At 72.0% G+C, this 13,604-nt stretch carries 12 protein-coding genes; all 12 read right to left on the reverse strand.

The window, feature by feature from the left end; genetic code table 11:
- Positions 1-87: 87 nt before the first annotated feature.
- Entirely contained in the window at positions 88-1,296 is a 1,209-nt protein-coding gene (coaBC, locus tag AB0K10_RS24025) for a bifunctional phosphopantothenoylcysteine decarboxylase/phosphopantothenate--cysteine ligase CoaBC (RefSeq protein WP_363686893.1), read from the reverse strand.
- Positions 1,297-1,310: 14 nt separating this feature from the next.
- The gene (rpoZ, locus tag AB0K10_RS24030; RefSeq protein ID WP_007075826.1) at positions 1,311-1,574 is read right to left on the reverse strand and encodes a DNA-directed RNA polymerase subunit omega; all 264 of its coding nucleotides are present in this window, start codon (positions 1,572-1,574) and stop codon (positions 1,311-1,313) included.
- 65 nt (positions 1,575-1,639) lie between these two features.
- Positions 1,640-2,173 (reverse strand): guanylate kinase, encoded by a 534-nt coding sequence (locus AB0K10_RS24035; protein ID WP_363686895.1) that lies wholly within the window; start codon positions 2,171-2,173, stop codon positions 1,640-1,642.
- Between the two features lie 25 nt (positions 2,174-2,198).
- Positions 2,199-2,516 (reverse strand): integration host factor, actinobacterial type, encoded by a 318-nt coding sequence (gene mihF, locus AB0K10_RS24040; protein ID WP_007458370.1) that lies wholly within the window; start codon positions 2,514-2,516, stop codon positions 2,199-2,201.
- Between the two features lie 178 nt (positions 2,517-2,694).
- Positions 2,695-3,531: an orotidine-5'-phosphate decarboxylase gene (gene pyrF / locus AB0K10_RS24045; protein WP_363686897.1), complete on the reverse strand. Its 837-nt coding sequence runs from the start codon at positions 3,529-3,531 to the stop codon at positions 2,695-2,697.
- Positions 3,532-3,596: 65 nt separating this feature from the next.
- Positions 3,597-4,871 (reverse strand): adenosylmethionine--8-amino-7-oxononanoate transaminase, encoded by a 1,275-nt coding sequence (locus AB0K10_RS24050; RefSeq protein WP_363686899.1) that lies wholly within the window; start codon positions 4,869-4,871, stop codon positions 3,597-3,599.
- Between the two features lie 335 nt (positions 4,872-5,206).
- Entirely contained in the window at positions 5,207-6,265 is a 1,059-nt protein-coding gene (locus tag AB0K10_RS24055) for a quinone-dependent dihydroorotate dehydrogenase (RefSeq protein ID WP_363686901.1), read from the reverse strand.
- Complete coding sequence (gene carB, locus AB0K10_RS24060) at positions 6,262-9,609, reverse strand: carbamoyl-phosphate synthase large subunit (RefSeq protein WP_363686903.1); 3,348 nt, start codon at positions 9,607-9,609, stop codon at positions 6,262-6,264. Before carB ends, AB0K10_RS24055 begins: the two co-directional genes overlap by 4 nt.
- Complete coding sequence (carA, locus tag AB0K10_RS24065) at positions 9,602-10,765, reverse strand: glutamine-hydrolyzing carbamoyl-phosphate synthase small subunit (RefSeq protein ID WP_363686905.1); 1,164 nt, start codon at positions 10,763-10,765, stop codon at positions 9,602-9,604. Before carA ends, carB begins: the two co-directional genes overlap by 8 nt.
- Positions 10,762-12,039, reverse strand: coding sequence for a dihydroorotase (locus AB0K10_RS24070; RefSeq protein ID WP_363686907.1), 1,278 nt, complete (start codon positions 12,037-12,039; stop codon positions 10,762-10,764). The genes carA and AB0K10_RS24070 overlap by 4 nt, the downstream gene beginning before the upstream one ends.
- Positions 12,036-12,962 carry an aspartate carbamoyltransferase catalytic subunit gene (locus AB0K10_RS24075; protein ID WP_007458351.1) on the reverse strand — a complete coding sequence of 309 codons (927 nt, stop codon included), beginning with the start codon at positions 12,960-12,962 and terminating at the stop codon, positions 12,036-12,038. The genes AB0K10_RS24070 and AB0K10_RS24075 overlap by 4 nt, the downstream gene beginning before the upstream one ends.
- A complete protein-coding gene (gene pyrR, locus AB0K10_RS24080; RefSeq protein WP_363686909.1) occupies positions 12,959-13,543 on the reverse strand; it encodes a bifunctional pyr operon transcriptional regulator/uracil phosphoribosyltransferase PyrR in 585 nt (194 codons plus the stop codon). Before pyrR ends, AB0K10_RS24075 begins: the two co-directional genes overlap by 4 nt.
- Between the last annotated feature and the right edge of the window lie 61 nt (positions 13,544-13,604).

Below are 13,604 nucleotides of genomic sequence, written 5' to 3' on the forward strand. Positions count from 1 at the left end.
GGCACTCCTAAGCGTGTGAGGTCGTTCCGCGGCAGTCTAGTCACCGCTGCGGCCGGTGTCGGGGTCGGTCGCGCGCTGTTCCACCCGTCAGGAGCGGTTGGCCAGCCGCGCCACGACGAGATCCCACACGGTGTCGGCCACGGCCTCCTTGGACTGCTCCGGCAGGCGGCTCACCGAGCCGTCCGCGCCGATGACCGTCACCGTGTTGGTGTCGGCGCCGAAGACCAGGTCCGCACCGACCTCGTTGACCACGATCAGGTCGGCCCGCTTCCGGGCGAGTTTCGCCCGGCCGTTGGCCTCCGCGTCGCCGGTCTCGGCGGCGAACACCACAAGCACCTGCTCCGGTCGCTTGCGCTGGCCGAGCTCCGCCGCGATGTCCGGGTTGGTGACGAGCTCGATGGTGGGCGCCACTCCGTCGTCCGACTTCTTGATTTTGCCAGGCGCGTACGTCGCCGGTCGGAAATCGGCCGGAGCCGCCGCCATCACGACCGCGTCGGCCTCGACGGCGGCCTTGAGGGTCGCCTCACGCAGCTCGGCGGTCGTGCCGACGCGGACCAGGTCGACCCCGGCGGGGTCGGCGAGGGCCACGTTGGCCGAGATCAGCGTGACCCGCGCTCCCCGGGCGACAGCCGACCGGGCGAAGGCGTAGCCCTGCTTGCCGGAGGAGCGGTTGCCGAGGAAGCGGACCGGGTCCAGCGGCTCACGGGTGCCCCCGGCGGTGACCACCAGCCGGCGGCCGGTCAGGTCGGCGGGAGCGGACACGCCCCGAGCGAGGACCTGGCGGGCGACCGCGAAGATCTCCGCCGGGTCGGGCAGTCGACCCTTGCCGGTGTCGGCGCCGGTGAGCCGCCCGACGGCCGGCTCGATGACCCGGACGCCCCGGGCCCGCAGCGTGGCGACGTTGGCGACGGTGGCCGGGTGCTCCCACATCTCGGTGTGCATGGCCGGAGCCAGCACCACCGGGCAGCGGGCGGTCAGCAGCGTGTTGGTCAGCAGGTCGTCGGCGAGCCCGTGGGCGGCCTTGGCGAGCAGGTCGGTGGTGGTCGGCGCGACCACCACGAGGTCGGCCTGCTTGCCGAGGCGAACGTGCGGCACCTCGTGCACGTCGGACCAGACGTCGTCGGCGACCGGTTGACCGGAGAGCGCCGCCCAGGTCGGCGCCCCGACGAACCGCAGCGCCGACGCGGTCGGCACGACACGGACCCGATGACCCGACTCGGTGAAGAGTCGCAGCAGCTCACACGCCTTGTAGGCGGCGATGCCGCCGCCGACCCCGAGGACGATCGAGGCGGACATCGACGGGTGCGGGCTTACGGCTGGTCGGTCGGCTCGGCGGTGAGCAGGCCCGCGTTGATCTCGCGCATGGCGATGGAGAGGGGCTTCTCCTGGGGGGTGGTCTCGACGAGCGGGCCGACGTACTCCAGGAGGCCCTCACCGAGCTGGCTGTAATAGGCGTTGACCTGGCGCGCGCGCTTGGCGGCGAAGATGACCAGCGCGTACTTCGACGTCGTCTTCTCGAGGAGCTCGTCGATCGGCGGGTTGGTGATGCCTTCGGGGTTGGCGATGGATCCCACGAATTAACCTCTGCGTCTTTCGAACCGCGCGGACGCGGTGCTGAGTCTCAACGGCGGCCGGCCGTTCAGCCACGCACGCGTGACCAGGCCGGATCCGGATAAGAAGAACCGAGTAAGCCTACCAGCTCGTCGGCGACCCGATCGGTGCGGTCGTGGGTCAGCGTGTGCGTGAAGGCCGCCGCCACGGCGGCGTCGGGCCGGCGCCCGGACGGGATCAGCAGCACCAGCCGCGTGTCGGGCAGTCGCGCCCGCACCAGGCGGGCCCCGGCCACGTCGAGCGGCAGTAGGACCGGCTGCCCGGCGTCGAGCCGGACGCGCAGCGGCGGGTAGAGGGTGCCCCGGTGGTACGCGCCGATCCGCGACCACTCCACCAGGTCGCCGGTGGCCACCCGGCGCTCGAACTCGGCCGGGGCGAGAAAGACCCGCTGCTCTCCGTCGGCCTCCGGCTCCCGGCGCGGCCTTGTCGTTGCCGGCACCGGGATCCACACGGACGGGAAACGCGCCCGAACGAGCTCGACGACACTCTCCCTGCCGGAACCCGAAGGTCCAGCCAGGACAGTGAGCCGAGCCGCCGGGCGCGCCTCGTCATCCGTGCTCACTGCTTGTTTCTACACGCTGCCAGGTTCAGTTGGCGGCGAACTCTCCAAGCAGTGCCTTGCGCTGCTGCTCGCCGAGGCCACGCAGGCGACGGCTGTCCGCGATCTTGAGCTTCTCCATGATCTGGGTGGCCCGGATCTTGCCGATGCCCGGCATCGCCTGCAGGACGGCCGAAACCTTGAGCTTGCCGACGACGTCGTCGCTCTCGGCCCGCTCGAGGACGGCACCGAGAGTGGTCTTGCCCTGCTTGAGCTGCTCCTTCAGCTCGGCACGGGCCTTGCGGATCTCCGCGGCCTTCTCGAGCGCGGCAGCGCGCTGTTCGGGGGTCAGTGACGGGAGCGGCACCAGTTCTCCTCAGGTCCCTATCGCGGCGGGCGGGGCGCACCGCCGCATCTGTGAAACGTGGTGTCGCTGTGAACCAAGGGGTCCGTGGTTCCCAGCGCGGGGAAAACTAGCGGTCAACGGAGCTTTCGGCAACGTGGGCGCGCGATGATCACCGCAAAGTGACCGAGCCGTCAGTCAGTCAACGGGCAGCCAGGACGGCCCGACAGTCGGCCAGAACACGGTCCGCGGCGGCCCGCAGAGCGTCGGCGTCCGGTCCCGCCGACAGGACCTCCCGGGAGTACGACGGGAGCACCGCGGCGAGGCTGGAACCGAAGACGGTACGCAGATCGGCGGCACCCGCACCCTGTGCGCCGAGCCCCGGAGCGAGCAGCGGACCCCCCACGCCGGAGAGGTCATGACCGGTGTCACCGATGGTCGCGCCGACCACCAGACCGAAGCTTCCGAGGGGGTCCGCACCCCGGTTGAGCTGCGAAATCTCGTCGATCACGGTCTGCGCGACGGTGCGCCCGTCGGCCGTGCGGGCCCGCTGCACAGCCGCGCCCTCGGGGTTCGAGGTGAGGGCCAGCACGAAGACGCCGCCGCCGTGCTCGGCGGCCAACTCGAACATCGGGGCCAGCGAACCTACTCCCAGGTAGGGACTGGCCGTAACCGCGTCGACATACAGCGGGCTGGATGGATCGAGGTACGCGGAGGCGTACGCGCTGACCGTTGAGCCGATGTCGCCACGCTTGACGTCGAGAAGAACGAGCGAACCGGCTTCTCGTAACTGTCGGATAGTTGACTCAAGGATCGCCACACCGCGGGATCCGAACCGCTCGAAAAAGGCCGACTGAGGCTTGACCACCGCAACCCGGTCACCGAGGGCGTCCACCACGGTCCCCGCGAACCGTTCCAGGCCGTCGACGTCGTCCGTGAGACCCCAGCGGGCCAGCAGACCGGGATGCGGGTCGATGCCCACACAGAGCGGCCCACGCTCGGCGATGGCCCGGTGCAGTCGGTTGCCGAAGCTCTCCATCGGCGTACTTCCCCTCTTCTCGTCCGGGCGGCGAACCGCCTCGGCGTACTCGTTGACCGGAACGTTCAGCCGGCCGCCACCGCCGCCGCCACCCCGGCCGTGATGCGGGCCAGGTCGGCGTCGTCGGTGACGTACGGCGGCATCGTGTAGATCAGATCGCGGAACGGCCGCAGCCAGACGCCGCTCTCGACGGCCGCCGCGGTGGCCGCGCCGAGGTCGACCTCGTGGTCGAGCTGGACCACCCCGATCGCACCGAGCACCCGCACGTCGACCACGCCCGGGGCGGCGCGCAACGGCTCCAGGCCGGCGCGCAGGCCGGCGCCGACCCTGGACACCTGCGTCGCCCAGTCCCCGGCCCGCAGCAGCCCGATGGAGGCGTTGGCGACCGCGCAGGCCAGCGGGTTGCCCATGAACGTGGGCCCGTGCGCCAGCACGCCGTCGGCGGAGATGCCCCGGGCGATCTCCGCCGTGCACAACGTCGCGGCCAGGGTCAGGTAGCCACCGGTGAGCGCCTTGCCCACGCACAGCACGTCCGGGGCCACCCCGGCGTGCTCGGCGGCGAACATCGCGCCGGTACGGCCGAACCCGGTCGCGATCTCGTCGAAGATCAGCAGCACCCCGTGCGCGCGGGTCACCTCGCGCAGCACCCGCAGGTAACCCGGATGGTGGAACCGCATCCCACCGGCACCCTGGACGACGGGCTCGACGATCACGGCGGCCAGCTCGTGCGCGTGCCGCTCCACCGTCTCCGCCAACGCCGCCACGTACGCCTCGTCGGGTGGGTCGCTGAAGCCCCCGGGCGGCACCGGGGCGAAGACCTGCCGGGGCAGCACGTCACCCCAGAGGTGATGCATCCCGCCCTCCGGGTCGCAGACGCTCATCGGGTGGAACGTGTCGCCGTGGTAGCCGCCCCGCCACGTCGCCAACCGGCGTCGCTGGGGTCGGCCGACGGCCCGCTGGTACTGCAGGCACATCTTCACCGCCACCTCGACACCGACCGAGCCGGAGTCGGCCAGGAAAACGTGCTCCAGACCCTCCGGGGCCAGCTCCACCAGGGTTTGGGCGAGCTGTACGGCAGGCTCGTGGGTGAGGCCGCCGAACATCACGTGGCTCATCCGGCCGAGCTGGTCGGTCACGGCCGCGTCCAGCACCGGGTGCCGGTAGCCGTGGATCGCCGCCCACCAGGACGACATCCCGTCCACAAGCTCCCTCCCGTCGGCAAGGGTCAGCCGCACGCCCTCGGCGCTCTGCACCACGTACGGCGGGTTCGCCGGTGGCAGCGCGGCGTACGGATGCCAGACGTGCGCCCGGTCGGCGGCCAGGATCTCCTCGGGTGTCACACGTACTCCTCTTTCCGGCCCGGACGTACCGGGCCGTGGTGGTGGTCAGGGGGCCGGGGCCGGGGGGCCCCTCGCCACCTTTGCTCTGCTTCAACGGACGCAACGCCGGGTGTCCGGATATCGGACGTCGGCCGTTGCGTGGGTTGAAGCAGAGCAAAGGAACGGCGAAGGAGGTGGGCGCCCGGCGCGGAGCCGGCGCGGTCCAGCCCAGAGCCGGCCCGGCCCGGTCCAGCCCAGAGCCAGCCCGGCCCGGTCCAGCCCAGAGCCAGCCCGGAGCCGGCCCGGCGCGGAGCCGGCCCGGCGTTGGGGGCGGGCCAGCACCGGGCCGGGGTGGGTCACCGTCCGGCGACCGGGTCCGGCGCCACCGCTGTGGCCGCCGCTCGGGCGGCAGCCCGGGCAGAGGCGCGGACCAGGGTCGGGCCCCGGTAGATGAAGCCGGTGTAGAGCTGCACCAGGGCCGCCCCGGCGTCGACCATCCGCGCCGCGTCGTCCGGGTCCAGCACCCCGCCGACGCCGATGATCGGCAGGCGGCCACCGGTCTCGGAGTGCACGAAGGCGACCACGTCCCGGGCACGGCCGGTCAGGGGCCGCCCGGACAGGCCACCGATCTCGGCGCCACGTGCGGAATCGGCCGAGGCCAGCCCGTCCCGGGACAGCGTGGTGTTGGTGGCGATCACGCCGGCGGCGCCCCGGGCCAGGCACACCTCCAGCAGCTCGGCGATCGCCGCCTCGGTGAGATCCGGTGCGATCTTGACCAGGACCGGCTTCTCCCCCACCAGCGCGGCCAACAGGGCGTCCAGGTGTGCCCGATCCTGCAACGACCGCAGGCCGGGCGTGTTCGGCGAGGACACGTTGACCGCGAAGTAGTCGCCGTGCCCGCGCAGCGCGCGGTACGAGGCGAGGTAGTCCTCGACCGCCTCGTCGAGCGGGCTCACCTTGGACTTTCCCAGCGAGATGCCCAGCGGCACCCCGATCGGGCGCGGCAGCGCGTCCAGCCGGGCGGCGAGCGCGGCGGCCCCGGCGTTGTTGAAGCCCATCCGGTTGATCACCGCCTCGCTGCCCGGCAGCCGGAACAGCCGAGGCCGGGGATTGCCCGGCTGGGCGTGCGCGGTGACAGTGCCGACCTCGACGAAGCCGAAGCCGAGCGCCGGCCAGGCAGCCAGCGCGGCGCCGTCCTTGTCCATGCCGGCGGCCAGCCCGACCGGGTTGGGAAACCGCACGCCGAACACCGTGCGCGGCGCGTCGACCGCGTACCGGGCCCGCAGGGCGGCGAGGGCCACCGGACGCCGGGACAGCGCCGCCAACCGCCGCAGTGTCCATTCGTGCGCCGCCTCGGCGTCCCCGCCGCCGAGGCGGAACAACCCCGGCCGTACGACCCGCTCGAACACTGTCACTGGGCCGCCCGCAGCGTCGCGTGCAGGTCCTGCAAAGGACGGACCTGCATGTCGCCCCGGATGCGCGCCTCGATGCCCATGACCGCCGCGGCCGCGCCGGGGACCGTGGTGATGCAGGGAATGTCGGCGGTGACGGCGGCGCTGCGGATCTCGTAGCCGTCCGAGCGGGCGCTGGCACCCGAGCCCTGCGGCGTGTTGATGACGAGCGCCACGTCGCCGCCGAGGATCAGCGACACCGCGTCGTCACCCTCGCCGGCCTGGTAGTGCTTGCGGATCTGCTCGCAGGCGATGCCGTGCCGGCGCAGCACCTCGGAGGTGCCGGCGGTCGCCACGATCTCGAAGCCCAGGTCGGCCAGTCGCTTGATCGGGAAGATCATGCCGCGCTTGTCCCGGTTCGCCACCGAGACGAAGATCTTCCCGGCGGTCGGCAACGACCCGTACGCGGCGGACTGGCTCTTGGCGAAGGCGTGCCCGAAGTTGGTGTCGATGCCCATCACCTCGCCTGTCGACTTCATCTCCGGCCCGAGCAGCGAGTCGATCCCCTTGCCCGCCCGGGTCCGGAAGCGCTTGAACGGCAGCACCGCCTCCTTGACCGCGATCGGCGCGTCGGCGGGCATCGTGCCCCCGTCCCCCGTCGCCGGGAGCAGGCCCTCGGCGCGCAGCTCGGCGATGGTCGCGCCGAGCGCGATCCGGGCCGCCGCCTTGGCCAGCGGAACGGCCGTCGCCTTGGAGACGAACGGAACGGTCCGCGACGCGCGCGGGTTGGCCTCCAGGACGTAGAGCACGTCGTCCTTGAGCGCGTACTGCACGTTGAGCAGACCGCGGACGCCGACACCGCGGGCGATCGCCTCGGTGTAGCGGCGGACCTCGGCCAGGTGCGACCCCGCGAGGGTGATCGGGGGCAGCGCGCAGGACGAGTCGCCGGAGTGGATGCCGGCCTCCTCGATGTGCTCCATCACGCCGCCGATGTAGACCGCGCCGTCGGCGTCGCACAGGGCGTCCACGTCGATCTCGATGGCGTCGTCGAGGAACCGGTCCACCAGCACCGGATGGTCGCCGGAGATGTCGGTGGCCCGGCCGATGTAGTCGCGCAGGGTCGGGTCGTCGTAGACGATCTCCATGCCCCGCCCGCCCAGCACGTACGACGGCCGGACCAGCACCGGGTAACCGATCTCGTCGGCGATCGCCTTGGCCTCGTCGTAGGACGTGGCCATGCCGTGCGCCGGCGCGCGGAGCCCGGCACGGGCCAGCACCGCGCCGAACGCGCCCCGCTCCTCGGCCAGGTGGATCGACTCCGGGGAGGTGCCGACGATCGGCACCCCCGCGTTCTTGAGCCGCTGCGCCAACCCGAGCGGGGTCTGCCCGCCGAGCTGTACGACCACACCGATCACGCCCGGTCCGCCGGCGGCACGACCGGAGGAGTCCTCCGCGTGCCAGACCTCGAGGACGTCCTCGAACGTCAGCGGCTCGAAGTAGAGCCGGTCGGCGGTGTCGTAGTCGGTGGAGACCGTCTCCGGGTTGCAGTTGACCATGACAGTCTCGTAACCGGCCGACCGCAACGCCTGCACCGCGTGCACGCACGAGTAGTCGAACTCGATGCCCTGCCCGATCCGGTTCGGGCCGGAGCCCAGGATCAGCACCTTCGGCCGGTCCGACGGCGCGACCTCGGTCTCCAGGTCGTAGGTGGAGTAGTGGTACGGCGTGGTGGCCTCGAACTCGGCGGCGCAGGTGTCCACGGTCTTGTAGACCGGCCGCACATCGAGGCGGTGCCGCAGGGTCCGTACTCCGTCCTCGGCGGCCAGCTCCGGGCGCAGCGCGGCGAGCTGCCGGTCGGACAGGCCGGCCCGCTTGGCGCGACGCAGCAGCTCAGCGTCGAGCACCGGCGCCTCGACGATCTCGGCGCGCAGCTCGATCAGGGCGGCGATCTGGTCGAGGAACCACGGGTCTATCCCGCCGGAGGCCTCGGCGACCTCGGCGATCGACGCGCCGAGGCGCAGCGCCCGCTCGACGGTGTACAGCCGGCCGTCGTGCGGGATACGCAACGCGGCGAGAGTGTCCGCGAGCGTGACGTCGGCCGGGTCCGGCACGGTCCAGAAGCCGGCGGCCTTGGTTTCCATCGAGCGCATCGCCTTGTTCAGCGCCTCGCTGAAGTTGCGCCCGAGGCTCATCGCCTCGCCCACCGACTTCATGGTGGTGGTCAGCTCCGGGTCCGCGCCGGGGAACTTCTCGAACGCGAACCGGGGGATCTTCACCACGACGTAGTCGAGGGCCGGCTCGAACGCCGCAGGGGTCTTCAGCGTGATGTCGTTGGGGATCTCGTCAAGGGTGTAGCCGATGGCCAGCTTGGCGGCGATCTTCGCGATCGGGAAGCCCGTCGCCTTGGAGGCCAGCGCCGAGGAGCGCGACACCCGGGGGTTCATCTCGATCACGACGATCCGGCCGTCGACCGGATTGACCGCGAACTGGATGTTGCAACCGCCGGTGTCCACCCCGACCTCGCGCAGCACCGCGATGCCCAGGTCGCGCAGGCGCTGGTACTCCCGGTCGGTGAGCGTCATGGCCGGCGCGACGGTGACGCTGTCGCCGGTGTGCACGCCCATCGGGTCGAGGTTCTCGATCGAGCAGACGACCACCACGTTGTCGTGCCGGTCGCGCATCAGCTCAAGCTCGTACTCCTTCCAGCCGAGCACGCTCTCCTCGATGAGGACCTCGTGCACCGGGCTGGCGGTCAGGCCGTCGCCGGCGATGCGGGCCAGGTCCTCCGGGGTGTGCGCCATGCCGGAGCCCAGGCCACCCATGGTGAACGACGGCCGGATCACCACCGGCAGGCCCAGCTCGGCGACTGTCGCCTCGACCTCGTCCATGGAGTGGCACACCCGGGACCGGGGCACCAGCGCGGCCGGGTCGTCGACGCCCAGGCGTACACCGGCCTTCGCCACGATCTCCTTGAACAGCTGACGGTCCTCGCCCCGGTTGATGGCGTCGATGTTCGCGCCGATCAACTCGACGTTGTACTTCTCCAGGACGCCGGCCTCATGCAGGGCGACAGCGGTGTTCAGCGCGGTCTGCCCGCCCAGGGTCGCCAGGATCGCGTCCGGGCGCTCCTTGGCGATGACCAGCTCCACGAACTCCGGGGTGATCGGCTCGACGTACGTGGCGTCGGCGAACTCCGGGTCCGTCATGATCGTGGCGGGGTTGGAGTTGACCAGGCTGACCCGGATGCCCTCGCTGCGCAGCACCCGGCACGCCTGGGTGCCGGAGTAGTCGAACTCGCAGGCCTGCCCGATGACGATCGGCCCGGAGCCGATCACGAGGATGTGCTTGAGATCGGTCCGCTTAGGCATTGCTGCGCCCCCCGCTGTGAATCCGGCCCTCGATCAGCTCGGCGAATCGGTCGAAGAGGTAGTCCGCGTCGTGCGGGCCGGCCGCCGCCTCCGGGTGGTACTGGACGGTGAAGGCGGGGACGTCCACGGCCCGCAGCCCCTCGACCACGTTGTCGTTGAGGCAGACGTGCGACACCCGCACACCGCCGAAGTCGGTGTCGATCACCTGGTCGGGGACCACCGCGCCGGCGCCCGCGCCCGGCACCTTGACCGCGAAGCCGTGGTTGTGGCTTGTCACCTCGACCTTGCCGGTGGCCCGGTCGAGCACCGGCTGGTTGATGCCCCGGTGGCCGTAGCCCAGCTTGTAGGTGCCGAAGCCGAGCGCCCGGCCGAGGATCTGGCTGCCGAAGCAGATGCCGAACAACGGCACCTCCCGCCGCAGCGCCTCCCTGGCCAGCGCCACCGGACCGTCGGCCGTGGCCGGGTCGCCGGGGCCGGGCGACAGGAAGACCGCGTCGGCGCCGGTGGCCAGCAGAGCCTCGATGCTCGACGAGGCCGGCAGCACGTGGGTGGTCACCCCGCGCGCGGCCAGCCGGCGCGGCACGTTGCGCTTGATGCCCAGGTCCAGCGCGGCCACGGTGAACCGGTGCTCGCCGAGCGCCTCGACGACGTACGGCTCGGCGGTGGTCACCTCGGCGGACAGGTCCGCGCCGACCATCTGCGGTGACTGCCGGACCCGGGCCAGCAGGTTCTGCGGGTCCTTCTCGACGCTGGAGATGCCCACCCGCATGGCGCCCCGCTCGCGCAGGTGCCGGGTCAACGCCCGGGTGTCCACGCCGCTGATGCCCACCACACCCTCGGTGGCGAGGCGGTCCTCCAGACTGCCGGTGGCCCGCCAGTTGGAGCCGATGCGGGCCGGGTCGCGGACGACGTAACCGGCCACCCAGATCCGACCGGACTCGTCGTCCTCGCCGTTGACGCCCGTGTTGCCGATGTGCGGGGCGGTCTGCACCACCACCTGCCGGTGGTAGGACGGGTCGGTGAGCGTCTCCTGGTAGCCGGTCATGCCGGTGTTGAAGACCGCCTCGCCGAAGGTCTCGCCGACGCTGCCGTACGCCTCGCCGGGGAACGTGCGCCCATCCTCTAGCACCAGGATCGCGGGTCTGCGCTTGCTCACTTGACTGCCTTTCCGTCCAGGACCGTCGGCTCGCCGCGCAGGAAGGTCGCCACGATGCGACCCGGCAGCGTCATGCGGGCGTACGGGGTGTTGCGACTGCGGCTGGCAAGCTCCGTCGGCTCGATGGTGCGGCGGGCGGCCGGGTCGACCACTGTCAGGTTGGCCGGCACGCCGGGCGCCGGGTCGACGCCGTGACCGGTGAGCCCGGCGATCCGGGCGGGGGTACGCGACATCCGCTCGGCGATCAGGTCCCACTCCGGGCCGAGCACGTCCAGCGCGATGGACAGGGCCGTCTCCAGACCGAGCATCCCCGGCCGGGCGTACGCCCACTCGCACTCCTTGTCCTCCACGGCGTGCGGGGCGTGGTCGGTGGCGATGATGTCGATGACGCCGTCGGCGAGCGCGGACCGCAGGGCGGCGATGTCGGCGGCCGTGCGCAGCGGCGGGTTGACCTTGAAGACCGGGTCGTAGCTCTCCGCACGCTCGTCGGTGAGCAGCAGGTGGTGCGGGGTGACCTCGGCGGTGACGCGTACGCCACGGGCCTTGGCCTGGCGCAGCACCTCGACGCTGCCGGCGGTGGAGACGTGGCAGACGTGCAGGCGGCTGCCCACGTGCTCGGCCAGCAGCACGTCCCGGGCGATGATCGCCTCCTCGGCGACCGCCGGCCAGCCGATCAGACCGAGCCGGGTGGAGACCTCACCCTCGTGCATCTGGGCGCCCTCGGTGAGGCGGGGCTCCTCGGCGTGCTGGGCGATGATCCCGTCGAACGCCTTGACGTACTCCAGGGCCCGGCGCATCAGCAACGGGTCGGCGACGCAGTGCCCGTCGTCGGAGAAAATCCGCACCCGGGCCGCGGAGTCGGCCATCGCGCCCAGCTCGGCCAGGCGCTCGCCGGCCAGCCCGACGGTGACCGCGCCGACCGGCTGCACGTCGACGAGCCCGGCCTCCCGGCCGAGCCGCCAGACCTGCTCGACGACGCCTGCGGTGTCCGCGACCGGCGAGGTGTTCGCCATCGCGCAGACCGCGGTGTAGCCGCCAAGCGCCGCCGCCCGGGACCCGGACTCCACGGTCTCGGCGTCCTCCCGGCCGGGCTCGCGCAGGTGGGTGTGCAGGTCGACCAGGCCGGGCAGGGCGACCAGCCCGGCGCCGTCGACCACCACGGCGTCCGGCGCGGACAGCCCCGGCCCGACCTCGGCGACGACGCCGTCGCGGATCAGCAGGTCGGTCGGCGCGGCGCCGACGATGCTCACGCTGGTGATGAGGTACGCGGTCACCGGTTGTTCCCTCCGAGCAGCAGGTAAAGAACAGCCATCCGCACGGAGACCCCGTTGGTGACCTGTTCGACGATTGTGGAGCGGGGTGAGTCGGCCACCTCGGGGGTGATCTCCATCCCCCGGTTCATCGGGCCCGGGTGCATGACGATCGCGTGCTCGGGCAGGCGGCGCATCCGCGGGCCGTCCAGCCCGTAGCGGCGGGAGTACTCGCGCGCGGAGGGGAAGTAGGAGTCCTTCATCCGCTCCCGCTGCACCCGCAGCATCATCACCACGTCGACGTCGGGCAGCACCGCGTCGAGGTCGTAGGACACGTCGGTGCCCGGGGCGAGGGCGCCGGCGATGTCGACGGGGATGAGCGTGGGCGGGCCGACCAGGGTGACCTTCGCGCCGAGGGTGGACAGCAGCAGGACGTTGGAGCGGGCCACCCGGGAGTGCAGCACGTCCCCGACCACAGCGACCGACAGGCCGGCCAGCCGGCCCAGCCGGGCCCGCATGGTGTACGCGTCGAGCAGCGCCTGGGTGGGGTGCTCGTGCGTGCCGTCGCCGGCGTTGACCACCGACCCGTCCACCCAGTTCGCGAGCCGGTGCGGGGCGCCCGAGGCGGGGTGCCGCACGACGACCGCGTCGGCGCCCATGGCCTGCAGGGTCAGCGCCGTGTCCTTCAGGCTCTCGCCCTTGGCGACGCTGGACCCCTTCGCCGAAAAGTTGATCACGTCGGCGCTGAGCCGTTTCGCCGCCGCCTCGAACGAGATCCGGGTGCGGGTGGAGTCCTCGTAGAAGAGGTTCACCACCGTCCGGCCGCGCAGGGCGGGCAGCTTCTTGATCTCGCGGCCGGCGACCGTGGCCATCTCGGCGGCGGTGTCCAGGATCTCGGTGGCGGTGTCGGCGTCCAGGTCCGCGCCGGAGAGCAGGTGCCTGATCATGAGGTGGGTCCCCCGTACAACTTGACCTCGTCGGCGCCGTCGATCTCGGCGAGCGTCACCTTGACGCTCTCGGCGAGCGCCGTCGGGATGTTCTTGCCGACGTAGTCGGCGCGGATCGGCAGCTCGCGGTGGCCGCGGTCGACCAGGACGGCGAGCTGCACCGACGCCGGGCGGCCCACGTCGTTGAGCGCGTCGAGCGCGGCGCGCACGGTGCGCCCGGAGAAGAGCACGTCGTCGACGAGGATCACCCGCTTGCCGTCGATGCCGCCGGTGGGCACCTGGGTCGGGCCGATCGCGCGGGTGGCGTGCCGGCGCAGGTCGTCGCGGTACAGCGTGATGTCGAGCACACCGACCGGGACGACGACGTCTTCGAAGGTGCTGATCCGGGAGGCGAGCCGCCGCGCGAGGGGCGCTCCCCGGGTGGGAATCCCGAGCAGCACGGTGTCGGCGGCGCCCTGGGTCTTCTCCAGGATCTGGTGGGCGATGCGGTCGACCACTCGCTGCACGTCGGCGCTGGCGAGGATCACCTTCACCGAGGGTTGTCGCGGTGGTGACGAGCGGGCAGCCGGTGGGTATGCCACGGCGGACCTCCTTCCCCGCCTCACGGGACGGGTCGTTAAAGGATGTCGGGCACCTCCGGCC

The sequence above is a fragment of the Micromonospora sp. NPDC049274 genome, assembly GCF_040678875.1.
Lineage (GTDB): Bacteria > Actinomycetota > Actinomycetes > Mycobacteriales > Micromonosporaceae > Micromonospora.

Bases quoted from the DNA above. Each gene is read 5' to 3' on its own strand.
- coaBC (WP_363686893.1), bottom strand. From the start codon at position 1,296: ATGTCCGCCTCGATCGTCCTCGGGGTCGGCGGCGGCATCGCCGCCTAC.
- pyrF (WP_363686897.1), bottom strand. From the start codon at position 3,531: ATGGAGAGCTTCGGCAACCGACTGCACCGGGCCATCGCCGAGCGTGGG.
- carB (WP_363686903.1), bottom strand. From the start codon at position 9,609: ATGCCTAAGCGGACCGATCTCAAGCACATCCTCGTGATCGGCTCCGGG.
- AB0K10_RS24075 (WP_007458351.1), bottom strand. From the start codon at position 12,962: ATGATCAGGCACCTGCTCTCCGGCGCGGACCTGGACGCCGACACCGCC.